Here is a 23,067-nt window from a genome sequence, read left to right as displayed (position 1 = left end):
CCCGCTCCGGTGGAACGCTGGCGGCATGATTGATCACATCGCGATCCAGGTGGCGGACGTCCCGGCGAGTGCGGCCTTCTACGACCGCGCCCTTGCCCCGCTGGGGGCCCAACGGACCAAGGAATTCGGCGAGTTCGTCAGCTTCGGCACCACCGGGCACAGCCTCTGGCTGGTCCCCGCGGGCGACGGCGGTCCCGCCCGTGAGGTGCACCTCGCCTTCGCCGCGCCCGACCGTGCGGCGGTCGACGCCTTCCACACGGCCGCCGTCGCGGCCGGCGCCGAGTCCCTGCACGCCCCACGGCTGTGGCCGGAGTACCACGCGGCGTACTACGGGGCGTTCGTCCGTGACCCCGACGGCAACAACGTCGAAGCGGTCTGCCATACCCCGTAGACGGGCTGCCCGGGTGGCGGATACGGCCCTCGTCCGAGGGAAGGGGCTGTGAGGAGCGGGGGCGAATCCGCAGGGGGAGAGGGGGCCCCAGGGCTGTCGGATAGCTGGACTATCTAGTATGGAGGCAATGGTCAGGCCGGGTGTGGGCCCCGGGGCGGTGTGAACGCCGGGGGACGGACCCGGCGAGGGGGAGGTGGCAGATGCGCATCGGGGAGCTGAGTCGCGAGACGGGGGTCGCGATCCCGACGATCAAGTACTACGTCCGCGAGGGGCTGTTGCCCGCGGGCCGGCTCACCAGCCCGAACCAGGCCCGTTACGACGTCGGCCATGTTCGCCGGCTGCGGCTGATCCGCGGGATGATCGACGTCGGGGGGCTCTCGGTCTCGGCCGTGCGGGAGGTGCTGGCCGCCGTCGACTCACCGGCGGAGTCGGTTCACAAGGTCCTCGGCGCGGCGCAGGAGGCGATCACCCCGCGGCCGGCCGTCGCACCGACGGGGATGGAGCAGGCCCGGCGGACGGTCACCGAGCTGGTCCGCCGCCGCGGCTGGCGGATCGAGCCGGACGACCCGTCCGCCGAGAAACTGGCCCTCGCGCTGGCCACCTTCCGGGGCGTCGGGCACGGCGAGTTCGAGGAGGTCGTCGACGACTACGCCGTGGCCTGCGAGCGGGTGGCCGCCGCCGATCTGGCCTGGGCGGGACGCCATGCCGAGGTCGAGGGGCTGGTGGAGAGCGTCGTGGTGGGGACGGTCCTGGGGGAGGCGGTGCTCACGGCGATGCGACGGCTCGCGCATGTGGACGCGTCGGCCCGTAGGTTCGAGGAGGCCACGGAGGGGTGAGGGGCCCGGGGCTGCGGGCGGTCGATGGCGTGCGTCAGGTGCCGGAGTCCGGACCGTACGTCCGGTGCGCGGCCGTCTCCGGCCTGCGATAAGGCGGTGGGCCCGCCCCCCGGCGAGGAGTTCGCCGGGGGCGGGCCCGTGGTGTGCCGCCGGGTCAGGAGGCCGTCGCTGCCGGGGTCTCCTGCTCGGCCTCGACCTGCTGGTTCCACTCGCTCTTGGAGGCCTGCCAGCCGTCCTCGTTGTGACCGGTGCGCCAGTAGCCGGAGATGGACAGCGCCTCGCGGGGGACGCCGTGCTCGACGCGGAGCAGCCGCCGCAGTTCCTTCACGAAGCCGGCCTCTCCGTGCACGAAGGCCTGGACCCGGCCGGACGGGAACTCCAGCGCCCGGACGGCGGCGACCAGTTCACGGCCCACGGGGGCACCGCCGCGGTACAGCCAGCGGACCTCGGCGCCGGCCGGGACGTCCAGCTCCTGGCGCTCCTCGGGGCCGGACACCTCGATGAAGGCGTGCACCGGCACTCCGGCCGGCATCCGGGCGAGCGAGGCCGCGACGGCCGGCAGGGCGCTCTCGTCGCCCGCCAGCAGATGCCAGTCGGCGTCGGCCTCCGGGACGTACGCGCCGCCGGGGCCGAGCAGGAGGATCTCCTCGCCCGGCCGGGCCGCGGCCGCCCAGGGCCCGGCCAGGCCCTCGTCGCCGTGCACCACGAAGTCCACCGCCAGCTCGCGGGTCGCGGCGTCCCAGGCGCGCACGGTGTACGTACGGGTGCTGGGCCACTGGGCGCGCGGGAAGTCGGCGCGGATCTGGGCGATGTCGAACGGCTCGGGATAGTCGACGCCGGGCTGCGGGAACACGAGCTTGACGTAATGGTCGGAGTACGCGCCCGCCGCGAACTCCGCCAGCCCTTCGCCGCCCAGCACGACCCGGACCATGTGCGGGGTGAGCTGTTCGGTGCGCTGCACCCGGGCGCGGTGCACGGTGGGCTTCTTGCGGGACGGACGCTCTGCTGCCACGGCAATCTCCCCTGACGCCAAAGTTATTAGGTATACCTAACCTAACAGTTCATCGGCGGAGTGTGAGGAGCAGTCGGTGCAGGGAACCGCCCAGCCCCCACTGCGCGGCGAGTGCCTCCAGGCGCTCGGGGTCGGCCGGTTCGGCGGGGAGGGCGTGATCGACGGCGGGGACGGGCACGTCGGAGGCCACCTTCACGACCTTCGGTGCGACCGCCAGATAGGGGCGCGCCTCCAGCAGCCGCTTGCGCTGGGCGGGGGTCACCTTGGAGGCCGGGTCGTCGGCGGCGGCCAGGATGCCTGCCAGGTCGCCGTAGGTGGCCAGCAGCTTGGCGGCGGTCTTCTCGCCGATCCCCGGGACGCCGGGCAGGCCGTCGCTGGGGTCGCCGCGCAGCAGCGCCAGATCGGCGTAACCGGGACCGTCCACGCCGTACTTCTCGCGCAGCAGCGCCTCGTCGGTGACCTGGAGGGTCCCGACGCCCTTGAGCGGATACAGGATGCGGATGCCGCGCCGGTCGTCGACGAGCTGGAAGAGGTCGCGGTCGCCGGTGACGATGTCCACCGGGCCCTTGGCCTGCGCGGTCAGGGTGCCGATGACGTCGTCGGCCTCGTAGCCGTCCGCTCCGATACGGGCGATGCCCAGGGCGTCCAGGACCTCCTCGATGACCGGGACCTGCGGCGACAGGGTGTCGGGGATCTCCTCCTCGTCGGGCTCGGCGGAGCCGGCCGGGGCCTCCTCGGCGACCCGGTGCGCCTTGTAGGAGGGGATCAGGTCGACCCGCCACTGGGGGCGCCAGTCGAAGTCCATGCAGGCGACCAGGTCATCGGGGTGGTGGTCCTGGACGAGCCGGGCGATGAAGTCCAGCAGGCCGCGCACCGCGTTCACCGGGGTGCCGTCCGGGGCTTTGACTGATTCCGGTACCCCGAAATAGGCGCGGAAGTAGAGCGAGGCGGTGTCGAGGAGCATCAGGCGTCGATTCACATCCCGCATCTTGCCGTATGCCCCTTACGTCACACCGGTGTGAGCTGGCTCACCGTCGTGTTTGAGCCAGATAAAGAGGGGCAGGCGCGCAGCCGGGAGTGGACCCGGTCGAGATTCAACTATTCGACCGGTAAAAGGCGGGCCGAACCCGCGCCGCTCCACGACCTGGCTACGGGGGTGGCAGGTCGTACCCCGCACAACAAGAGAGGCATATGTGTCCAGGCTGCAAGCCGAGCACCTGTACAAGGTGTTCGGCAGACGACCCGAGGACGCGGTCCGCAAACTCGAAGCCGGTGAGAGCCGGGACGAGCTGCGGGCCGAAGGCACCACCGCCGCGGTGATCGACGCGTCGATCGAGGTGGACGAGGGCCAGATCTTCGTCGTCATGGGTCTGTCCGGGTCCGGCAAGTCCACCCTGCTGCGGATGCTCAACGGGCTGCTGGAGCCGACCGCCGGAACCGTCCGGATCGACGGCCAGGACCTCACCTCGCTCAGCGACAGGGAGCTGCGCAGGGTCCGCTCCGAGAAGATCTCCATGGTCTTCCAGCACTTCGCGCTCTTCCCGCACCGCAGTGTGCTGGAGAACGCCGCCTACGGTCTGGAGGTGCAGGGCGTCCCCCGCGCCGAGCGCACCAGGCGCGCCACCGAGGCACTGGAACTCACCGGGCTCAAGGGCTGGGAGAAGTCCTGGCCCGACGAGCTGTCCGGCGGGATGCAGCAGCGGGTGGGCCTGGCCAGGGCGCTGGCCACCGACGCCGACCTGCTGCTGATGGACGAGTCCTTCAGCGCGCTCGACCCGCTGATCCGTCGTGACATGCAGGACCAGCTGCTGGAACTCCAGAAGACCCTGAAGAAGACCATCGTCTTCATCACCCACGACCTCAACGAGGCGATGCGCCTCGGCGACCGGATCGCGGTGATGCGGGACGGGCGGATCGTGCAGACCGGCAGCGCCGAGGACATCCTCGTCACGCCCGCCAACGACTACGTCGCCTCCTTCACCCAGGACGTGGACCGTGCGCGGGTGCTGACCGCGGGCGCGGTGATGGCCGAGGTCGGGACCGTGCTCGGGGCGACCACCCCGGAGGGCGGCAAGCTCGGCACCGCGGCGGAGTTCCGGGCCGCGGCGCCCGCCACCGTCAGTGTGGACACCCCGCTGGCCGAGCTGTTCACGCCCTGCTCGACCAGCGGTGTTCCGGTCGCGGTGACCGACGAGCGCGGAGAGCTGGTCGGCGCGGTGACGGCCGAACGGCTGCTCGCCGTCCTCGGCGAAGCCGACCGGCAGGACCCGGCCGGCGGGATTCCCGCTCCGGCCCCCGGCGGCACGGCGGTGACGCTCGGCAAGACCCCCGCGGCGGACGCGCCGGCCGGAAACGAGCCCGAGGACAAGGTGAACGCCGGTGCCTAGGATTCAGATGGGCAGCTGGGCGGAGACCGCCGTCAACTGGCTGCGCGACAACCTCGACTGGCTCTTCACCCTCATCACGAAGGTGCTGAACGGTCTCTACGACGGGATTCACACCGTCCTCGCCGGTCCCGAGCCGCTGCTGCTGGCCGGCATCTTCGCGGTGCTCGCCTGGTGGCTGCGCGGGCTGCCGGCCGCCGCGCTCGCCTTCCTCGGCTTCGCCCTGATCGACTCGGTCGAACAGTGGGACCCGACCATCGAGTCGCTCTCGCTGGTGCTGGTGGCCTGCCTGATCACCGTGGTGGTCGCGGTGCCGCTCGGTATCTGGGCGGCCCGCAGCCGGGTCGTCGGCGGGGTGCTGCGTCCGGTCCTGGACCTGATGCAGACGATGCCGGCGATGGTCTACCTCATCCCCGGCATCCTCTTCTTCGGCCTCGGTGTCGTCCCCGGCATCGTCGCCACCATCGTCTTCGCCATGCCGCCCGCGGTCCGGATGACCGAGCTCGGCATCCGGCAGGTCGACGGGGAACTGGTCGAGGCCGCCGAGGCGTTCGGCACCCACCCGCGGCGCACGCTCTTCCGCGTCCAGCTGCCGCTGGCGCTGCCCACGATCATGGCCGGTATCAACCAGGTCATCATGCTGGCGCTGTCCATGGTCGTCATCGCCGGCATGGTCGGCGGCGGCGGTCTCGGCGCGTCCGTCTACAACGCGATCAGCTCGGTCGACGTGGCGCTGGGCGCCGAGTCCGGCATCGCCGTCGTCATCCTCGCCATGTACCTGGACCGGATGACCGGCGCGCTCAACCAGCGGGTCTCCCCGCTCGGCCGGCGGGCGCTGGCCAAGGCGCAGGCGACGCTCGGCGGACTGAAGTTCCTCCACTGGCGGCCCGCCACCTCCGTGGCCATGGTCGGCATCGTCGTGCTGGCGCTGCTCGCCGGCGGGATGGGCTACCTCGGCAAGGACGCCGGCAAGGGCGGCGGCAACGGCCGGCCGATCAGCCTCGGCTACGTCAACTGGGACGAGGGCAAGGCCACCACGTACCTCTGGAAGGAGATCCTGGAGCAGCGCGGCTACAAGCCCAGGGTCCAGGCCCTGGAGGCCGGCCCGCTGTTCGCCGGGCAGGCCCGGGGTGACATCGACGTCCAGACCAACGCCTGGCTGCCGACCACCCACGCCTCCTACTGGAAGAAGTACCAGGACAAGCTGGAGGACCTCGGCACCTGGTACGACAAGACCTCCCTGGAGATCGCGGTCCCGTCCTACATGAAGGGCGTCAGGACCCTCGACGACCTCAAGGGCAAGGGCGGCGAGCTCGGCGGCAAGATCACCGGCATCGAGCCGGGCGCCGGCGAGATGAAGATCCTCAAGGACAAGGTTCTCAAGGACTACGGCCTGGGCGGCGAGTACAAGGTCCAGGAGTCCAGCACCGCGTCCATGCTCACCGAGCTGGACCGCTCGCTGCACGCCAGGAAGCCGATCGCGGTCACGCTGTGGTCCCCGCACTGGGCGTACGACAAGTACAAGCTCACCAAGCTCAAGGACCCCAAGGGCTCCTTCGGTTCCGGTGACGGCCTGCACCTGCTGGGCCGTAAGGGCTTCGCCAAGGACGAGCCCGAGGTCGCCAAGTGGATGAAGAGGTTCCACCTGGACGAGAAGCAGCTCACCAGCCTGGAGAGCGACATCAAGGACGCCGGTCAGGGCCATGAGCAGGAGGGCGTGCGCACCTGGCTGAAGAAGCACCCCGGCCTGGTCGACAAGCTCGCGCCGTCCGCCGACGCCGCCTACGCGAAGGGCAAGGACGCCGGGAAGGCGCCGAACATCGGCTACCCCGCGTGGGACGAGGGCATCGCCACCACGTACCTGTGGAAGAACGTCCTGGAGAAGCGCGGCTACCAGCCGAACATCCGCAACCTCGACGTCGGGCCGATGTGGACCGGACTGTCCACGGGCCAGATCGATGTGGAGACGGACGGCTGGCTGCCCGTCGCGCAGAAGCAGTACTGGGACAAGTACAAGAAGGACCTGGTCGACGTCGGCCCCTGGTACGACAAGACCTCGCTGGAGATCGCGGTGCCGTCCTACGTCAAGGGCGTCAAGACCATGGACGATCTGCGGGAGCACAAGGACGAGTTCCAGGGCAAGATCATCGGAATCGAGCCGGGCACCGGCGAGATGAAACGCCTGAAGGACACCGTCGCACCGGCCTACGGGCTCCAGGACTTCGAGGTCACCCCGGCCGGCACCAGCGCCATGCTGACGGAGCTGGACCGGGCGTACCGCAAGAAGGAGCCCGTCGCGGTGGTGCTGTGGTCGCCGCACTGGGCGTACAGCAAGTACAAGCTCACCAAGCTCGCCGACCCCAAGGGCACCTGGGGCGCCAACAACCAGATCAAGACGCTCGGCCACAAGAGCTTCCCGGAGAAGTTCCCGGAGTTCCACGGCTGGCTGAAGAACTGGAAGATGAGCCCCGAGCAGCTCGGCAGCCTGGAGCAGGACATCCAGGACGCCGGCAAGGGCAACGAGAACAAGGGCGTCGAGAAGTGGATCGGTGACCATCCGGGCATCGTCGACAAGATGGCGCCGGTGAAGTAGCCGCGTACGGCACGCGGTTCGCGCGCCCGCGCGGGCCGCGCCGTCGTGCGGCCCACCCGTGTGAGGTGGCGGGCCCCGCCCCCGGCAGTCGCCGGGCGGCGGGGCCCGCTGCTTCGTGTGCCGGCGGCGGATCACCCGACCGGCGGCGTGTGCGGCGCGGCGGGGTGGGTCAGGTGATTCGCTCAGCAGTGTCCCCGCTTTTCCTGAGGGGCCGCCGTGCGCGCGGCCGGCGAAGGAGATCACCGTGAAGCCCGCACACCCCGTCGCCGTCACCCTGCTCTGCGCCGCAGCCCTGGGGCTCGCCGCGCCGTCCGCCGCGGCCCGGGTCGACCCGGACCCGGTGGTGGCCGGGCAGCGGGTGCGCATCAGCGACGGCAGCCGGTGCGACCCGGCGCGCGGGGTGCGGGCCTCGTCGCGCCTGTTCGGCACCGTGACGCTGCGGGCGGGGGAGCGCGGGATGGCCGCCCGGACCCGGGTCGCCGAGGGGACCGCGCCGGGCCGCTACCCCGTCACCATCCACTGCGCGGCGGGCGGGGCGAGCTTCACCGAGACCGTCACCGTGCGCGACGGCCGGGTCGAGGGGGTGAACGCCGCCCAGGCGGCCGGCGGGCTGGCGCTGCTCGCGCTCGCCACGGGGGCGGCGTTCTGGCTGCGGCGCACGGTAGGCGGGCGGTCCTGAGCCGGGCCGCGGGCTGACGCCGGTGTGCTGACGGCGTCGGGGCGGGCGCGTACGGTGAGCGGATGACCGGTCACCGTTCCCCGCGGCGCGTGGTGTCCCTGGTGCCGTCGCTCACCGAGGCGGTGGCCGAGTGCGCGCCGGAACTCCTGGTCGGGGTCACCGACTGGTGCAGCCATCCCGCCGGGCTCGGCGCCGCCCGGATCGGCGGCACGAAGAACCCCGACGTCGCCGGGATCGTGGCCCTGGCGCCCGACCTGGTGATCGCCAACGAGGAGGAGAACCGTCCGCAGGACCTGGACGCGCTCCGGGCCGCCGGACCGGAGGTCCTGGTCACCGAGGTGCGGACGCTGGACCAGGCGTGGCGCGAACTGGAGCGGGTCGTGGTGACCGGCTGCGGACTGTCCCGGCCCGGCTGGCTGGACGACGCCGAGGCCGCCTGGCGGGCGCTGCCGCCCCCGGCGGTGGAGCGGACGGCGGTGGTCCCGGTCTGGCGCCGGCCGTGGATGGTGCTGGGCCGGGACACCTTCGCCGGTGATCTGCTGGCCCGGCTGGGCGTCCGGAACCGCTACGCGGACCACGCCGACCGCTACCCCCGTATCCCGCTCGACGAGCTGACCGCCGCCCCCGCCGATCTCGTGGTGCTGCCCGACGAGCCCTACCGCTTCAGCGCCGAAGACGGTCCCGAGGCCTTTCCCGGGCTGCCCGCCGCGCTGGTCAGCGGCCGTTTTCTGACCTGGTACGGGCCGTCGTTGGTGCGGGCCCCGGCCGTACTGGCGCGGGCGCTGGCCGGGGCCCGGTGAGGAAGCGGGGGACGGCTACGGCGTGACCGGCCGGGGCGGGCTCAGCAGCTGTCCGCGGGCCAGGCCGGTCGCGGTGCGGGCACCGGCCACCGCCACCGCCGCCACCAGGGCCGCGAACAGCGCCGCGGCCAGCCAGTCCCAGGCGCCGACACCGGTGTGCCGGGCCAGGCCCGCCGCGCCGGTGACGCAGGTCCCGAGGGGGAAGGTGAAGCCCCACCAGGTCATCGAGAAGCCCATACCGCGGCGGAACGCGCGGACCACCAGCGCGCCGGCCAGCGCCAGCCAGAGCAGCGCGAAGCCCATCACCGGGACGCCGTAGAGCACCGCGAAGGCACCCATGGCGTGGGCGGTGGTGGCGTCCACGACGCCCGGTGCGGCATCGGCGAGGTGGTTCACGGCGGTGGTGGACTGGCCCAGCGGCCCGAGCACGAGGAACAGCGTGGGGGTGAGCGCCAGGGGGAGCGGACCGTGGTGGAGCAGCCGGGACACGACGAGCGGCAGCACGAGCAGCGTGGCCAGCAGCGACATCCCGAACAGGGCGTAGCAGGCGAAGAGCAGGGCCCGCTGCGCCTGGCCGGCCGGCAGATGCGGCACCAGCGCCGGGCCGAGCGCCGCCGAGACCATGGGCGCGACCAGCGGCAGCAGCCAGACGGGGGAGGCGCTGCCGGGCTCGATCCGGTGCCGGGTCACCATCAGGTACGGGATCACCGCGGCGGTCGCCAGACCGGTCAGGGTGCCAGCGGTCCACAGCATGGCGTCGGCGGCCACCGCGGCCGGTGTGCCGATGACGTCCCGGCCCACCGCGAGGGTGCCGCCGCCGACCGCCAGCAGCGCCATGGCCAGGCAGCCGTAGAACGGGGCGACGGCCGGGTCCAGCAGATGGCGGCGCGCCTGGTCGCGGTGGCGGGCCCAGTGCACGGCTCTGGCGGCCAGCAGTACCGGGAGCATCAGCGCGGACAGCGCCCAGACCGCCTGGTAGACGGTGCGCGGACCGGGCGCGGTGAGCGGCAGGGCGGCGCCGGCGCTCGCGACGATCGCGGTGCCCATGACGGTGGCGTACCAGTTCGGTCCGAGATGGCGGACCGAGGCCCGGCCCGGGGCCGGCGGGGTGCCGGCGGCGGTGGTGCCGGTACGGGAAGGTGCTTGCGCGAGGGTTGCCATGAGACCAGCGTCGCCGCCCCTCGCACCCGCCACCAGGGACCTTGTGTCTATGAGGGCATAAGCTGGGGTTATGTGCAGGGGGATTGATGGGTGACGGGGACGAGCCCGCCGTGTCGTTGGCGCACCGGGTCCCGGATCTGGGCGCGTTGGAGCTGCTGCTCGCCGTGGCCCGGCTCGGGAGTCTGGGGCGGGCGGCCCGTGCGCGGGGCATCACCCAGCCCGCCGCCAGCAGCCGTATCCGGTCCATGGAGCGGCAGTTGGGGGTGGCGCTGGTGGAGCGCTCGCCACGCGGCTCCCGGCTGACGGACGCCGGTGTGCTGGTGACGGACTGGGCGCGGCGGGTGGTGGAGGCGGCCGAGGCGTTCGACGCGGGGGCGCAGGCGCTGCGCGGGCGGCGCGATTCCCGGCTGCGGGTCGCGGCCAGCATGACGATCGCCGAGTATCTGCTGCCGGGCTGGCTGATCGCGCTGCGCGCGCGGCGGCCGGACACCGCCGTGTCGCTGCTGGCGGGCAACTCCAGCGTGGTCGCCGAGCGGTTGCTGGCGGGCGCGGCGGATCTCGGTTTCGTGGAGGGGCTGGAGGTGCCGGCGGGGCTGGACGGGACGGTGATCGGTCAGGACCGGCTGATCGTGGTCGCCGCCCCGTCCCATCCCTGGACCAGGCGCCGTACGGAGCTGACCGCCGCCGAACTGGCCGCCACCCCGCTGATCCTGCGCGAGCGCGGCTCCGGGACCCGCCAGGTGCTGGACGCGGCGCTCGCCCGGCACGGCGGCCTGGCCGATCCGCTCCTGGAACTCGCCTCGACCACCGCCGTGAAGGCGGCGGTGGTGAGCGAGGCGGCGCCGTCCGTCCTCAGCGAACTCGCCGTCGGCGAGGAGCTGACCGCGCGCCGGCTGGTGGAGATCCCGGTGCGCGGGCTGCGCCTCGGCCGTGCGCTGCGCGCCGTGTGGCCCACGGGGCAGCGGCCCGCGGGCCCGGCCCGCGAACTGCTCGGGCTGACCCGCGGCGCGCCCTGAAGGCCGGCGCCCCTGACAGCGGGGGAGCGGGGTAGCTAGCCCGTGAACCACGGCTGCGCCGGGCGCTCACTCCGCCGGGGACGTCCCCCGTGCCGCGGCGACCAGCGCCTCCATCACCCGGGTGTCCTCCCCGGCCTCCGGGTGCCACTGCACCGCCAGCGCGAAGCCGTAGGCGCCCGGGAGTTCCAGCGCCTCGATGGTGCCGTCCTCCGCGTGTGCCGAGACCAGCAGCCCGCGGCCGATCCGGTCCACGGCCTGGTGGTGGTAGGTCGGCACGGCGACCGGCTCGGGGAGCGTACGGCCCAGCAGGGTGCCGGGGACCGGCTTGATCTCGTGCTCCGCGAAGACCCCGGGGGGCCCGGAGTGTCCGTCGAGGTGCTGGATGAGGGTGCCGCCCAGCGCCACGTTCAGCAGCTGGAGACCCCGGCAGATGCCCAGCAGCGGGACGCCGCCCGCCAGCGCGGCCTCGATCAGGGCCAGTTCCCAGGCGTCCCGGTCCAGGGCGGGCGGGCCGGTGCGGGGGTGCGGCTCCGCTCCGTAGCGGGCCGGCTGGACGTCCGCGCCGCCGGCGACCACCAGGCCGTCCAGGCGGGCGACGGTCGCGGCCGCGGTGGCCGGATCACCCGGCGGCAGCAGCGCGGGCAGCCCGCCCGAGCGCTGCACCATCGCCGGGTACCCGGCGGGCACCAGCGCGGCGGGCAGCGTCCACACCCCCCACCGGGCCTCCTCCTGGTAGGTGCTGATGCCGATGAGGGGCTGGGACATGCGGTGTGGTCCTCCGTGGGTGGGGGGTGGGTGCGGGGACGGGACGGGCCGGCCGGGAGGTCCCGGCCGGCCGTGGTGTCCCGGGGGTGCCGGTCAGTCGCGTGCGAGTTCGGCCTCCGCCGCCGCCAGCGCCGCGAACTCCTCCTCGGGCGCCGTGGCCACCAGCCGGTGCCGGGAGTAGAAGGCGAAGTAGGCGAGCGCCACGACGTAGACGCCGAGGGCGATGAAGGCGGCTTCCTTGTCGACCAGGAACGTCGCCACCAGCGCCGAGCAGGCCAGGACGAAGGCGACGGTCGAGGTCACCATGCCGCCGGGGGTGCGGTAGGGCCGGGCGAGGCCGGGCTCGCGGCGGCGCAGCACGATGTGCGAGAGCGCCATCAGCGCGTAGGAGATGGTGGCGCCGAAGACCGCGACATTGAGCATCCGGGCGCCGTCGCCGGTCGCCGCGGCCAGCGCGAAGCCCAGTGCGCCGGGCACCAGCAGACCCAGGTAGGGGGCCTTGCGGCGGCTGGTCAGGGAGAGGAAGCGGGGCAGGTAGCCGGCCCGGGAGAGCGCGAACAGCTGGCGCGAACCGGCGAAGATGAGGGAGAAGAAGGAGGCCACCAGGCCCGCGAGACCGGCGTAGTTGACGACCCGGCTGACGGTGGTCGGCTTGCCGTCCGGCTGCAGCGCCTGGACCAGCGGATCGCCCACCGACTGGATCGCCGCCGAGCCGCGCGCGCCGGTCGCGGCGACAAAGGTGATCAGCGCGAGCAGCAGCAGGATGCCCATCGCGGCGGCCATCGCCTTGGGCAGCGAACGGGCCGGGTCCTTGGTCTCCTCGGCCGCCAGCGGCACGCCCTCGACGCCCAGGAAGAACCACATGCCGAACGGGAAGGCCGCCCAGATCCCCAGCAGGCCGAACGGCAGCCAGGAGCTGGCCCCGAAGGCGCCCTCCTTGACGGGGATGTCGTTGAGCGCGTCGACATGGAACTCGGTCAGCGCGGCCAGCGCGAAGACGATCAGCGCGGCGACCGCGATGGCGGTGACGATCAGGCTGAAGCGCAGGGCCTCGCCCACGCCCCACAGATGGATGCCGATGAAGATCGCGAAGCAGGCGAGATAGACCGGCCAGCTGGAGTGCAGCCCGAAGAGGCCGAGCGACTCGACGTAGTCACCGATGAAAATGGAGATCGCGGCGGGTGCCAGCACATATTCGATCAGGATGGCGGTGCCGGTCAGAAAGCCGCCCCAGGTGCCCAGGGCGCGCCGGGCGAAGCCGTAGCCGCCGCCCGCGGTCGGCAGGATCGAGGCCAGCTCCGCCAGCGCGAAGACCAGACAGGTGTACATCAGGCCCATCAGGACGGCGGCGATCGCCAGGCCGCCGAAGCCGCCCTGCGCCAGACCGTTGTTCCAGCCCGAGAAGTCGCCGGAGACGACATAGGCGACGCCCAGGCCGGTCAGCAGCAGGGGGCCCGCGCTGCCGCGGCGGAGGGTCCGGCGCTCCAGATAGGTCTCGTCGGGCGATGTGCTGCCGGTGGCCCCGAGGGGCGGTGCGGTCTGCGATTCCGTGTTGTCGGCCATGAGCCGCTCCTGCCTCGCCGAGGGGGGAAATCGAGCAAAGGTTCAGCGGCATACCTTTGCTCTGGGGAGCGGTCCAGCGCAAGACCCGTGCGTAAAAGAATGGTTAACCCGGGCCCACGGACCGGCCGCCGCCCGGTGTCTCACGGCGGCGGCGCGGTCAGGAAGCCCCGCAGCAGCGCCGCGGTCCCGCAGCAGTGCTCCCGCATCACCTCGCGTGCCCCGTCCGCATCGCCCTCCAGCACCGCCTCGACCAGTGCGGTGTGCTGGGTCTGCGAATGCTCCAGGTTCCTGACCAGCAGCGGAATGCAGTCCAGAAGATCGTTCACCCGCGCCCGTACCGCCGCGTACTGCGCCGCCAGGGACGGCGAGCCGGACAGCTCGGCGAGCGTCAGGTGCAGCAGGGTGTCACGCCTGCGGTAGTCGGCGAGCGGGGCGTCCTGGGTCGCCGCGAGCGCCGCCCGCAGCCGGCCGCTCTGCGCGTCGGACAGCCCGTGGGCCGCGCACAGCCCCGCCGCGCCCACCTCCAGCACCTCCCGGAAGCGCAGGGTGTCCTCGACGTCGACCTTCTCGGTCCGGCGCCGCAGCTCGGCCTCGCCCGGGTTCTCCGTGCGCACCCGGACGAACGTGCCGCCGTAGCGCCCGCGCCGGCTCTCCACCAGGCCCTCGTCCTGCAGGACCTTCAGCACCTCGCGCAGGGTGACCCGGCTGATCTGCAGTCGCTCCGCCAACTCCCGCTCGGCGGGCAGCCGTTCACCCTGGGGCACCAGGCCGAGCCGGACGATCTGGAGTATCTGTTCCAGGGCTTCCTCGAATCCGTTGCCCGCCCGCACCGGTCGCAGCACCGGTGCCAGCCGATCAGCCGCACTCTCCATCGACACCCCTTCCCAATCAATGGTTCGTGTGCCTACCTTATGACCTCCGGATGCAGTGACAGGAGGCAACACCGTGGCAGACCGCACGCCCCCACTCTCCGTCGAGGAACTCAGGGTCCTCGTCGACGCCGGGGAGATCGACACTGTCGTCCTCGCCTTCACCGACATGCAAGGCAGGCTCCAGGGCAAGCGGTTCGCGGCCCGATACTTCCTCGACACCGTCCTCGAACACGGTACGGAGGGCTGCAACTACCTCCTCGCCGTCGACGTCGACCTCAACACCGTCGAGGGCTACCAGATGTCCTCCTGGGAGCGCGGCTACGGCGACTTCGCCATGCACGGCGACCCCGCCACCCTGCGCATCACCCCGTGGAACGCCGGCACCGCCCTGATCACCGCCGACCTCGCCTGGCACGACGGTTCCCCGGTCGTCGCCTCGCCCCGGCAGATCCTGCGCCGCCAGCTCGACCGGCTCGCCGAGCGCGGCTGGAGCGCCTTCGCCGGCACCGAGCTGGAGTTCATGCTCTTCAAGGACACCTACGAGGACGCCTGGTCGCGCGGCTACCGCGGGATGAACCCCGCCAACCAGCACAACAGCGACTACTCCGTCCTCGGCACCAGCCGCGTCGAGCCCGTGCTGCGCCGCATCCGCAACGAGATGGGCGCGGCCGGGATGACCGTCGAGTCCGCCAAGGGCGAGTGCAACCTCGGCCAGCACGAGATCGTGTTCGTCTACGACGAGGCGCTCACCACCTGCGACCAGCACAGCATCTACAAGACCGGCGCCAAGGAGATCGCCGCGCAGGAGGGCATGTCGCTCACCTTCATGGCGAAGTACGACGAGCGCGAGGGCAACTCCTGTCATATCCACCTCTCGCTCCAGGACGCGGAGGGGCGGCCGGTACTGGCCGACGACAACGGCCCGTACGGCATGTCGAGGACCATGCAGCACTTCCTGGCCGGCCAGGTCGCCGCGATGCGGGACTTCACCCTCCTCTACGCGCCCAACATCAACTCCTACAAGCGCTTCCGCCCCGGCTCCTTCGCGCCCACCGCCGTCGCCTGGGGGCCCGACAACCGCACCTGCGCCCTGCGGGTGGTCGGCCACGGCCGCGGCCACCGCCTGGAGAACCGCCTGCCCGGCGGCGATGTGAACCCCTACCTCGCGGTCGCCGGCATGGTCGCGGCCGGGCTCTACGGCATAGAGCACGAGCTGGAGCTCCCCGAGGCGACCACCGGCAACGCCTACACCGGCGACGCCGCCCATGTCCCCACCACCCTGCGCGACGCCGCCGAGCTGTGGGAGAACAGCGCCATCGCCCGGGAGGCCTTCGGCGACGAGGTCGTCGACCACTACCGCCACATGGCCCGCGTCGAGCAGAACGCCTACGACGCCGCCGTCACGGACTGGGAGCGCTTCCGCTCCTTCGAGCGCATGTAAGGAACCACCACCCGTGTTGCACGAGCTGAAGATCCTCAATCCGGCCACCGAGGAAGTGGTGGCCACCGTTCCCACCACCTCCCCCGAGGAAGTCGACGCCGCGGTCCGCCGGGCGGCCGGAGCCCAGGAGGCCTGGGCCGCCGTGGCACCCGGCGACCGGGCCCGCATCCTGCGCCGGTTCGCCGAGGTCGTCGACGCCCACGTCGACCCGCTCGCCGAGCTCGAACTGCAGGAGGCCGGCCACCCCCTGGGCAACGCCCGCTGGGAAGCCGGCAACGTCCGCGATCTGCTGCACTACGCCGCCGGGGGAGTGGAGCGCCTCACCGGCACCCAGATCCCGGTGGCGGGCGGACTGAACATCACCATCCAGGAGCCGCTCGGCGTCGTCGCCGTCATCGCCCCCTGGAACTTCCCGATGCCGATCGCCGCCTGGGGCACCGCCCCCGCGCTCGCGGCCGGCAACGCGGTGCTGCTCAAGCCCGCCGAGACGACCCCGCTCACCGCGCTCCGGCTCGCCGAACTCGCCCTGGAGGCCGGGCTCCCCGAGGGCCTCTTCCAGGTCCTGCCCGGCGAGGGACAGGTCACCGGCACCGCACTGGTCGACCACCCCGGCGTCGCCAAGGTCGTCTTCACCGGCTCCACCACCACCGGCCGGCAGATCGCCGCCCGCTGCGCGGCACAGACCAAGCGGCTCACCCTCGAACTCGGCGGCAAGAGCCCCAACATCGTCTTCGCCGACGCGGACGTCGAGGCCGCCGCGGCCGCCGCCCCCGGCTCCTTCCTCGACAACACCGGCCAGGACTGCTGCGCCCGCAGCCGCATCCTGGTCCAGCGCTCCGTCTACGACCGCTTCATGGAGCTGCTGGAGCCCGCCGTCAAGGCGTTCACGGTCGGCGACCCGGCCGATCCCGCGACGCAGATGGGCCCGCTGATCTCCGCCGCCCAGCGCGAGCGGGTGCGGTCCTTCGTCCCCGAGGACGCACCGGCCGCCATCCGCGGCGAGGCACCCGCCGGCAAGGGCTTCTGGTACCCGGCCACCGTCCTGGAGGGCCGCCCCGGCGACCGTACGGCCGTCGAGGAGATCTTCGGCCCGGTCGCGGTCGTCCTCCCCTTCGAGGACGAGGCCGACGCGGTCCGGATCGCCAACGACACCGACTACGGGCTGTCCGGGTCGCTGTGGACCCGGGACGTCGGCCGGGCGCTGCGGGTCTCGCGCGCCGTCGCGGCCGGCAACCTCTCGGTCAACTCCCACAGCGCCGTGCGCTACTGGACCCCCTTCGGCGGCTTCAAGCAGTCCGGACTCGGCCGCGAGCTGGGCCCGGACGCACTGACGCCCTTCACCGAGACCAAGAACATCTTCATCAGCACAGAGGAGAGCAAGTGACCGACCAGACCGCAGTGTGCCGCCGCCTCGTCGGCCGTACCGCCGTGATCACCGGAGCCGGCAGCGGCATCGGCCTGGCCACCGCCCGCCGACTGTCCTCCGAAGGCGCCAACGTCGTCTGTGCCGACATCGACGAGGTGGCGGGCAAGGCCGCGGCCGAAGAGGTCGGCGGCACCTACGTCCAGGTCGACGTGACCGACTCCGAGCAGGTCGAGGCGCTCTACAAGACCGCCTTCGACACCTACGGCTCGGTCGACATCGCCTTCAACAACGCCGGTATCTCGCCGCCCGACGACGACTCGATCCTCACCACCGGCCTGGACGCCTGGAAGCGCGTCCAGGAGGTCAACCTGACCTCGGTCTACCTCTGCTGCAAGCACGCCCTGCCCTACATGCAGCGCCAGGGCCGCGGCTCCATCATCAACACCGCGTCCTTCGTGGCCGTGATGGGCGCCGCCACCTCCCAGATCAGCTACACCGCCTCCAAGGGCGGCGTGCTGTCGATGTCCCGCGAACTGGGCGTGCAGTTCGCCCGCGAGGGCATCCGGGTCAACGCCCTGTGCCCGGGGCCGGTGAACACCCCGCTGCTGAAGGAGCTGTTCGCCAAGGACCCCGAGCGTGCCGCGCGCCGCCTGGTGCACGTCCCCGTCGGCCGGTTCGCCGAGCCCGAGGAGATCGCCTCCGCGGTCGCCTTCCTCGCCAGCGACGACTCCTCGTTCGTCAACGCCGCCGAGTTCCTGGTGGACGGCGGTATCGCGGGCGCGTATGTGACCCCGCTGTAGCCCCACGGGATTTCACCCGAATCCCGCTGGAGTTCACCTCCGCGTCGGCACCATGGCGGCCGGACGTCGCACGACGCCGGCCGCCATGCGCTAGCGTCCGCCTTCGGTTCTTCGTTCGACAGGAGTGCTCCATGCTCAACAAGCGTCGTTGGCTGGCAGCGGGTGCCGCCCTCGCGGTCGTGGGCGGCGGTGTGGTGGCGGCCCAGACCGCCACCGCCGGGCCGTCCCCCAGTCACTGCCCGACCCTCCATGTGTCCAAGGGCTGGTACGGCGACAACCGGGCCAAGCTGCAGAAGATGATCGACGAGCGCGGCAGCTGCTCCGGCCACGGCGGCGCGAAGCCGGTCGCGACCTTCGACTGGGACAACACCGTCGTCAAGAACGACATCTCCGACGCCACGCTGGCCTGGATGCTCCGCCACGACAAGGTGCTGCGCCCCGCGAACTGGCAAGCCACCAACAAGTGGATGACCGCGGACGCCGCCCGCGCGCTGACCAAGGCATGCGGCACCGCCATACCGGCCGGCCGGCCGCTGCCGACGTCGACGGACACCGGCTGCACCGACGAGATCCTCGACATCTACCAGGACGCCAAGACCTCCACCGGCAAGAAGGCGTTCACCGGCACCTGGAACCACCGCCGCACGGTCCCCGAATACGTCTGGATCACCCAGCTGTTCGCCGGCCACAGCCCGTCGCGACTGACCGCCTTCGCCCGCGCCGCCCGCGCCGAGAACCTCGCCGCGCCGATCGGTACGGAACAGAAGGTCGGCACGCACACGATGGAGGGGTACGTCCGCTACTACACCCAGCAGCGCGACCTCATCGGCACCCTCAAGAAGGCCGGTTTCGACGTCTACATCGTCTCCGCGTCGGCCGAACCGCTGGTCCGGGCCTGGGCGCCCGGCGTCGGCATCGACCGCGAGCACACCATCGGCATCCGCAACCTCGTCCGCGACGGCCGGCTCACCACCGGCGTCCAGGGCTGCGGCGACGTCAAGGACACCCACGGCGAGGTCCTGACGTACATGGACGGCAAGCGCTGCTGGATCAACCAGGAGATCTACGGCGTCAAGGGCGCCGAGGCCTGGGAACAGCAGGACCGGGCACACCGCCCCGCCTTCGCGGCCGGCGACGCCGAGACGGACGTGACCTTCGTCGGCGACGCTACCGGCGCCCATCTGGCGATCAACCGCAACAAGGCCGAGTTCATGTGCCGGGCCTACGACAACAGCGACCACCGCTGGCTCGTCAACCCGATGTTCATCGAGCCGAAGAAGCGCCAGGCCGACCCGTACCCCTGCGCCACCACCGGCTACACCCAGCCGGACGGCACCCTCGGGCCGGTCCAGCGCCCCGACGGCACCGTCGTGCCCGACCAGCAGGACCGCGTCCACGGCTGACGCGGGCCGGCGGCGCCAAGGAGGGGCACGCCCTCACAGGAAGGTGTGCCCCTCCCCGCGGTACGTCGGCACCGTGTCCACCACCCGGTCCCCGTCGATCAGCCGCAGCTCGCCGAACCGCTCGCACAGCTCACCGGCCTTCGCGTGCCGGAACCACACCTTGTCGCCGATCCGCAGCCCGTCGGCGGCCGGCCCCAGCAGCGGCGTCTGCACCTCGCCGGGGCCCTCCTGCGGGTCGTAGCGCAGCCCGGCCGGCAGATACGGCACCGGCAGCCGGTCCGGCCCCGCCACGCCCGACGCGGGATAGCCGCCGCCCAGCACCGTCACCACCCCGGGGCCCGGCCGGCGCACCACCGGCTGGGCGAACAGCGCCGCCGGACGCCCGCTGAACGAACGGAAGTTGTCGAACAGCCGCGGCACGTACAGCCCCGACCCGGCCGCGACCTCGGTGACCGCCGCCTCCGCCGCGGTGTGCTGCACACTGCCGGTCCCGCCGCCGTTGACGAACTCCAGCCGCGGCGCCACCTCCCGCACCGCGCGGACCGCCGCCCAGCGCCGCTGTGCCAGCTCCCGGCGCGCCGCCGCCTGCATCACCCGGATCGCCCGCGAGAACACCGGCTTGCCCGCGACCTCGTCACCGACACCCGCCACATGCCCCTCGTACGCCATCAGCCCCACCAGCCGGAACCCCGGGCGGCGCACCACCGACCGGGCCAGCGCGGCCAGCTGGCCGGGGGAGCGCAGCGGGGAACGGCGGGCACCGACCCGCACTCTCCCGGCCAACGGACGGTAGGACGTGTCGAGTTCCAGGCACACCCGGATCTCCTCGCCCGCCCCGCCGGCCGGCCGGGCCGCGTCGACCAGATCCAGCTGCGCCGGGTCGTCGATCATCACCGTCACCGCCGCCGCGAGTTCCGCAGCGGCGGTCAGCTCGGCGAAGCCCGCCCGGTCCGCCGACGGATACGCCAGCAGCACGTCCGGGAAGCCCGAGCGCGCCAGCCACAGCGACTCGGCGAGCGTGAAGCTCATGATCCCGGCGAAGCCGTCCATGGCCAGCACCCGCTCCAGCAGCGCCCGGCAGCGCACCGACTTGCTCGCCACCCGGATCGGCTTGCCCCTGGAACGGCGCACCAGATCGGCCGCGTTGGCGTCGAAGGCCCGCAGGTCCACGACGGCCAGCGGCGCGTCGAGGGAGGCGGTGGCCCGGTCATAGAGCGCTTTGTCGGCATCCGCGTCGGATGTGTACGGGGACATGGGCGCAGCCTGCCAGACCCCACTACCACTGGGTAGGGGAGAGATTGCGACAGAGCGGACAGGGGTTGGAGCACCGGCCACACCAGCCCTTAGAGTGGCCCGACACCGCAACCAGCAGGTCAGCGGCGTGTTGTCCGGATACGAACCACCGTGCCCCGATTGCGGATCGGGCCGGGGGCAAGCGGTGCAAGGGGGAGCACGGGTGAGCACCGACGCCGAATTCGCCGATGCCCGGCACATTCCACCGATACCCCCGCAGCCGCCCCGGCGGCCCGTTCCGGCCGGGACGCCGGAGCCGGAGGGGGACCCGCGGACCGCCGTGCTGCGCCGGGTACCGGCCGATCCCTCGGTACCGGCCCCCGGGACGCCCGCCGCAACGCGCCGCGTCCCGCCGCGCCCCACGGCCCCGCCGCCCGCCGCGGCGGCCCCCGCGCCCCCGCCCGCCGCGCCCCGTGTGCCCCGTGTGCCCCCGCCCGCCGGTGCGCAGCCGCCTCGCCCGGACCGCGTGCCCGGACCCCCGGCCCCCGCCGGAGCGGCCGCCCCCACCCCGCCGCCGCCCGCCGGCCGCCCCGTCACCTTCCGCGACACCGCCGCCTTCCACCTCGCCCACAGCCAGAACCTGTGGAGCGACGACCGCGCCACCGGCGCCGCGCCGGGCGCCCCCGCGGCGCCGGGAAGCCCCGCGCCCTGGCCCGCGACCACCCCTCCGCACCGCGGAGTTGCGCCGGGCGCGCCGACGGGCCCCCGGCCCCCGGCCGTCCGCCGCCCCGCCCCCCGGCTGCTCGGTGCCGCGGCCTGCCTGGTCCTCGGCATCGGCCTGGTCGGCGGTGCCGCGGCCGGGAGCTGGCTCACCGACGAGGCCGACGCCGCCCCGCCCACCGCGGCGGCCACCTTCGCCAAGGGCCGCGACGTCTGGCACAACACCCCCGTCGACCGGCTCTTCCCGCGCACCGTCAACGGCCTGGGCGTCGGCCCCGGCGGCGCCGACCGGACCTGGACCCGGATCGCCGTCGCCCCGGACAGCGGCTGCCGTGCCGCCTACGACCCGAAGCTCGCCGCGGCGCTGCTCCGGGCCGGCTGCGAACGGCTGCTGCGCGCCACCTACGCCGATGCCACCCGCAGCAGCGTCATCACGGTCGGGGCACAGACCACCCGGACCGACCAGCCGGGGATGATGGCCCTCAACACCCGCTTCAGCACCGGGAGTCTGGGCACCCGCACCGACCTGCTGCCACTGTCGTACGCCGCCAAGGGCACCGTCGCCGAGGACTTCGGCCGCGCCCAGCGCGCCAGTTGGACCGTACGCATCCTCACCGACATCCCGGTCGTGGTCTTCGCGGTCTCCGGATTCGCCGACGGCCGTGCCGTCACCGACCCGCAGCCCGCCGAGGCCGCGGTCCGGCCCGGCGTCACCACCGCCCCCGCCGAATCCGGCCTGGGACACGACGCCAAGGGCCTGGCGGACCGCATCGGGACGGACTTCCGCAAGGCGTCCGGCAGCACCACGCAGACCACGGAGGCACCGTCATGACGTACCCCGTGCTGCGCGCCACCGCGCTCGCCCTGGCCTCCGCGGCGCTCGCCGTCCTGCCCGCCGTCCCGGCACGGGCCGACGCCCTCCGCGACCAGGAGTGGGCCCTCGACGCCGTGCACGCCGAGCGGGCCTGGCGCACCACCAAGGGCGAGGGCGTCACCGTCGCGGTCCTGGACACCGGGGTGGACGCCAACCACCCCGACCTGGAAGGACAGGTGGAACCGGAGCGGGACCTGGTGGGCTTCGGGGCCGGCCCCGGCGACGGCGCCTGGGCCCGGCACGGCACCGGCATGGCCAGCATCATCGCGGGACACGGCCACGGCAGGGGCCGGGGGGACGGGGTGCTCGGACTCGCCCCGGAGGCGAAGATCCTGCCGGTCCGGGTGATCCTGGAGGACGACGACCCACAGCGCGGCCGGGCCCGCACGGAGAAGGCCGGCGCACTCGCCGACGGCATCCGCTGGGCCGCCGACCACGGCGCCGACGTGATCAACATGTCGCTGGGCGACGACAGCGAGTCCGCCCACCCCGAACCCCGCGAGGACGCCGCCATCCAGTACGCCCTCGGCAAGGGCATCCCCGTCGTCGCCTCCGCGGGCAACGGCGGCGAGAAGGGCAACCACGTCTCCTACCCCGCCGCCTACCCGGGCGTCATCACCGCCACCGCCGTCACCCACCTGGGCGGCCGCGCCCGCTTCTCCACCCGCCACTGGTACGCCACGGTCAGCGCGCCCGGCTTCGACATCGTCATGGCCGACCCCGAGGACGACTACCTCTCCGGCTGGGGCACCAGCCCCGCCGCCGCCTTCGTCTCCGGCGCCGTCGCCCTGCTCCGCTCCGCGCACCCCGACCTGAGCCCGGCCCAGATCCGCCGGGTGCTCACCTCCACCGCGCAGGACAGCCCCGAGGGCGGCCGGGACGACGACTACGGCGCGGGCCTGATCGACCCCGCCGCCGCGCTCGACGCGGCAGCGGACCTCCGGCCCACGCCCCAGAAGCCGTCCCCCGCCGCCTACACCGACCGCTACTTCGGCCCCGGGCCCACCGCGGACGACACCGAGGACACCGCCACCCCCTGGCTCCCCTGGGCCGCCGGCGCCGCGGGCCTGGTCCTCCTCGCGGCCGCCGCCGTCCTCTGGCGCAACCGCTCCCTCGGCCGCTGACCGCCCCCGGGGCCGCCGGAAGGCCACCCGATAC

General features: G+C 73.0%; 20 protein-coding genes. 13 read left to right on the top strand and 7 right to left on the bottom strand.

What is annotated here, in order from left to right:
• Positions 1-25 precede the first annotated feature (25 nt).
• Positions 26-391: a VOC family protein gene (locus ACWC9R_RS14545; protein ID WP_450731622.1), complete on the top strand. Its 366-nt coding sequence runs from the start codon at positions 26-28 to the stop codon at positions 389-391.
• Between the two features lie 200 nt (positions 392-591).
• Positions 592-1,227, top strand: a complete 636-nt coding sequence (locus ACWC9R_RS14540) for a MerR family transcriptional regulator (RefSeq protein ID WP_450731620.1) — start codon at positions 592-594, stop codon at positions 1,225-1,227.
• A 154-nt stretch (positions 1,228-1,381) separates the two neighbouring features.
• On the opposite strand, the gene ACWC9R_RS14535 is transcribed toward ACWC9R_RS14540, so the two are convergent.
• Together ACWC9R_RS14535 and ACWC9R_RS14530 are read right to left on the bottom strand one after the other, a co-directional pair.
• Positions 1,382-2,239, bottom strand: coding sequence for a siderophore-interacting protein (locus ACWC9R_RS14535; RefSeq protein ID WP_450731618.1), 858 nt, complete (start codon positions 2,237-2,239; stop codon positions 1,382-1,384).
• Between the two features lie 49 nt (positions 2,240-2,288).
• On the bottom strand, positions 2,289-3,203 hold the full coding sequence (locus ACWC9R_RS14530) for a 5'-3' exonuclease (protein ID WP_450731695.1): 915 nt from the start codon (positions 3,201-3,203) through the stop codon (positions 2,289-2,291).
• 229 nt (positions 3,204-3,432) lie between these two features.
• Between ACWC9R_RS14530 and ACWC9R_RS14525 the strand changes: the two genes are divergently transcribed.
• The 4 genes from ACWC9R_RS14525 to ACWC9R_RS14510 all read left to right on the top strand — a co-directional run bounded on the left by ACWC9R_RS14525 (position 3,433) and on the right by ACWC9R_RS14510 (position 8,695).
• The gene (locus ACWC9R_RS14525) at positions 3,433-4,626 is read left to right on the top strand and encodes a quaternary amine ABC transporter ATP-binding protein (RefSeq protein ID WP_450731616.1); all 1,194 of its coding nucleotides are present in this window, start codon (positions 3,433-3,435) and stop codon (positions 4,624-4,626) included.
• On the top strand, positions 4,619-7,216 hold the full coding sequence (locus ACWC9R_RS14520) for an ABC transporter permease/substrate binding protein (RefSeq protein WP_450731614.1): 2,598 nt from the start codon (positions 4,619-4,621) through the stop codon (positions 7,214-7,216). The genes ACWC9R_RS14525 and ACWC9R_RS14520 overlap by 8 nt, the downstream gene beginning before the upstream one ends.
• A 244-nt stretch (positions 7,217-7,460) precedes the next feature.
• On the top strand, positions 7,461-7,895 hold the full coding sequence (locus tag ACWC9R_RS14515; RefSeq protein WP_450731612.1) for a hypothetical protein: 435 nt from the start codon (positions 7,461-7,463) through the stop codon (positions 7,893-7,895).
• A 62-nt stretch (positions 7,896-7,957) separates the two neighbouring features.
• Complete coding sequence (locus ACWC9R_RS14510; protein WP_450731610.1) at positions 7,958-8,695, top strand: helical backbone metal receptor; 738 nt, start codon at positions 7,958-7,960, stop codon at positions 8,693-8,695.
• Between the two features lie 15 nt (positions 8,696-8,710).
• On the opposite strand, the gene ACWC9R_RS14505 is transcribed toward ACWC9R_RS14510, so the two are convergent.
• Positions 8,711-9,856: a TDT family transporter gene (locus tag ACWC9R_RS14505; protein WP_450731608.1), complete on the bottom strand. Its 1,146-nt coding sequence runs from the start codon at positions 9,854-9,856 to the stop codon at positions 8,711-8,713.
• A gap of 86 nt (positions 9,857-9,942) precedes the next feature.
• Between ACWC9R_RS14505 and ACWC9R_RS14500 the strand changes: the two genes are divergently transcribed.
• Positions 9,943-10,872: a LysR family transcriptional regulator gene (locus ACWC9R_RS14500; protein WP_450731606.1), complete on the top strand. Its 930-nt coding sequence runs from the start codon at positions 9,943-9,945 to the stop codon at positions 10,870-10,872.
• 66 nt (positions 10,873-10,938) lie between these two features.
• Here the strand turns inward: ACWC9R_RS14500 and ACWC9R_RS14495 are convergent, their stop codons facing one another.
• The 3 genes from ACWC9R_RS14495 to ACWC9R_RS14485 form a co-directional block, all read right to left on the bottom strand.
• Positions 10,939-11,637 carry a gamma-glutamyl-gamma-aminobutyrate hydrolase family protein gene (locus ACWC9R_RS14495; RefSeq protein WP_362608032.1) on the bottom strand — a complete coding sequence of 233 codons (699 nt, stop codon included), beginning with the start codon at positions 11,635-11,637 and terminating at the stop codon, positions 10,939-10,941.
• Between the two features lie 93 nt (positions 11,638-11,730).
• A complete protein-coding gene (eat, locus tag ACWC9R_RS14490; protein ID WP_362608034.1) occupies positions 11,731-13,200 on the bottom strand; it encodes an ethanolamine permease in 1,470 nt (489 codons plus the stop codon).
• A gap of 140 nt (positions 13,201-13,340) precedes the next feature.
• Positions 13,341-14,072, bottom strand: a complete 732-nt coding sequence (locus tag ACWC9R_RS14485) for a FadR/GntR family transcriptional regulator (protein WP_450731603.1) — start codon at positions 14,070-14,072, stop codon at positions 13,341-13,343.
• 73 nt (positions 14,073-14,145) lie between these two features.
• Here ACWC9R_RS14485 and ACWC9R_RS14480 point away from each other — a divergent pair, with 73 nt between their 5' ends.
• From ACWC9R_RS14480 to ACWC9R_RS14465, 4 genes are all read left to right on the top strand, one after another.
• Positions 14,146-15,513, top strand: a complete 1,368-nt coding sequence (locus tag ACWC9R_RS14480) for a glutamine synthetase family protein (protein ID WP_450731601.1) — start codon at positions 14,146-14,148, stop codon at positions 15,511-15,513.
• A 13-nt stretch (positions 15,514-15,526) separates the two neighbouring features.
• Positions 15,527-16,897: an aldehyde dehydrogenase family protein gene (locus ACWC9R_RS14475; protein ID WP_450731599.1), complete on the top strand. Its 1,371-nt coding sequence runs from the start codon at positions 15,527-15,529 to the stop codon at positions 16,895-16,897.
• Positions 16,894-17,679 carry a 3-oxoacyl-ACP reductase gene (locus ACWC9R_RS14470; protein ID WP_018087741.1) on the top strand — a complete coding sequence of 262 codons (786 nt, stop codon included), beginning with the start codon at positions 16,894-16,896 and terminating at the stop codon, positions 17,677-17,679. The genes ACWC9R_RS14475 and ACWC9R_RS14470 overlap by 4 nt, the downstream gene beginning before the upstream one ends.
• A 131-nt stretch (positions 17,680-17,810) precedes the next feature.
• Entirely contained in the window at positions 17,811-19,082 is a 1,272-nt protein-coding gene (locus ACWC9R_RS14465; RefSeq protein ID WP_450731597.1) for a haloacid dehalogenase-like hydrolase, read from the top strand.
• Between the two features lie 33 nt (positions 19,083-19,115).
• Here the strand turns inward: ACWC9R_RS14465 and ACWC9R_RS14460 are convergent, their stop codons facing one another.
• Positions 19,116-20,336 carry an amino acid deaminase/aldolase gene (locus tag ACWC9R_RS14460; RefSeq protein WP_450731595.1) on the bottom strand — a complete coding sequence of 407 codons (1,221 nt, stop codon included), beginning with the start codon at positions 20,334-20,336 and terminating at the stop codon, positions 19,116-19,118.
• Positions 20,337-20,841: 505 nt separating this feature from the next.
• On the opposite strand from ACWC9R_RS14460, the gene ACWC9R_RS14455 reads away from it, so the two are divergent.
• Together ACWC9R_RS14455 and mycP are read left to right on the top strand one after the other, a co-directional pair.
• A complete protein-coding gene (locus ACWC9R_RS14455; protein WP_450731593.1) occupies positions 20,842-21,867 on the top strand; it encodes a hypothetical protein in 1,026 nt (341 codons plus the stop codon).
• A complete protein-coding gene (gene mycP / locus ACWC9R_RS14450) occupies positions 21,864-23,033 on the top strand; it encodes a type VII secretion-associated serine protease mycosin (protein WP_450731591.1) in 1,170 nt (389 codons plus the stop codon). Before ACWC9R_RS14455 ends, mycP begins: the two co-directional genes overlap by 4 nt.
• The last annotated feature ends 34 nt before the right edge of the window (positions 23,034-23,067 follow it).

Source organism: Streptomyces sp. NPDC001219 (assembly GCF_053597915.1).
The sequence above is the reverse complement of the archived record's forward strand: the minus strand, read 5'-3'. Positions and strand labels throughout refer to the sequence as shown.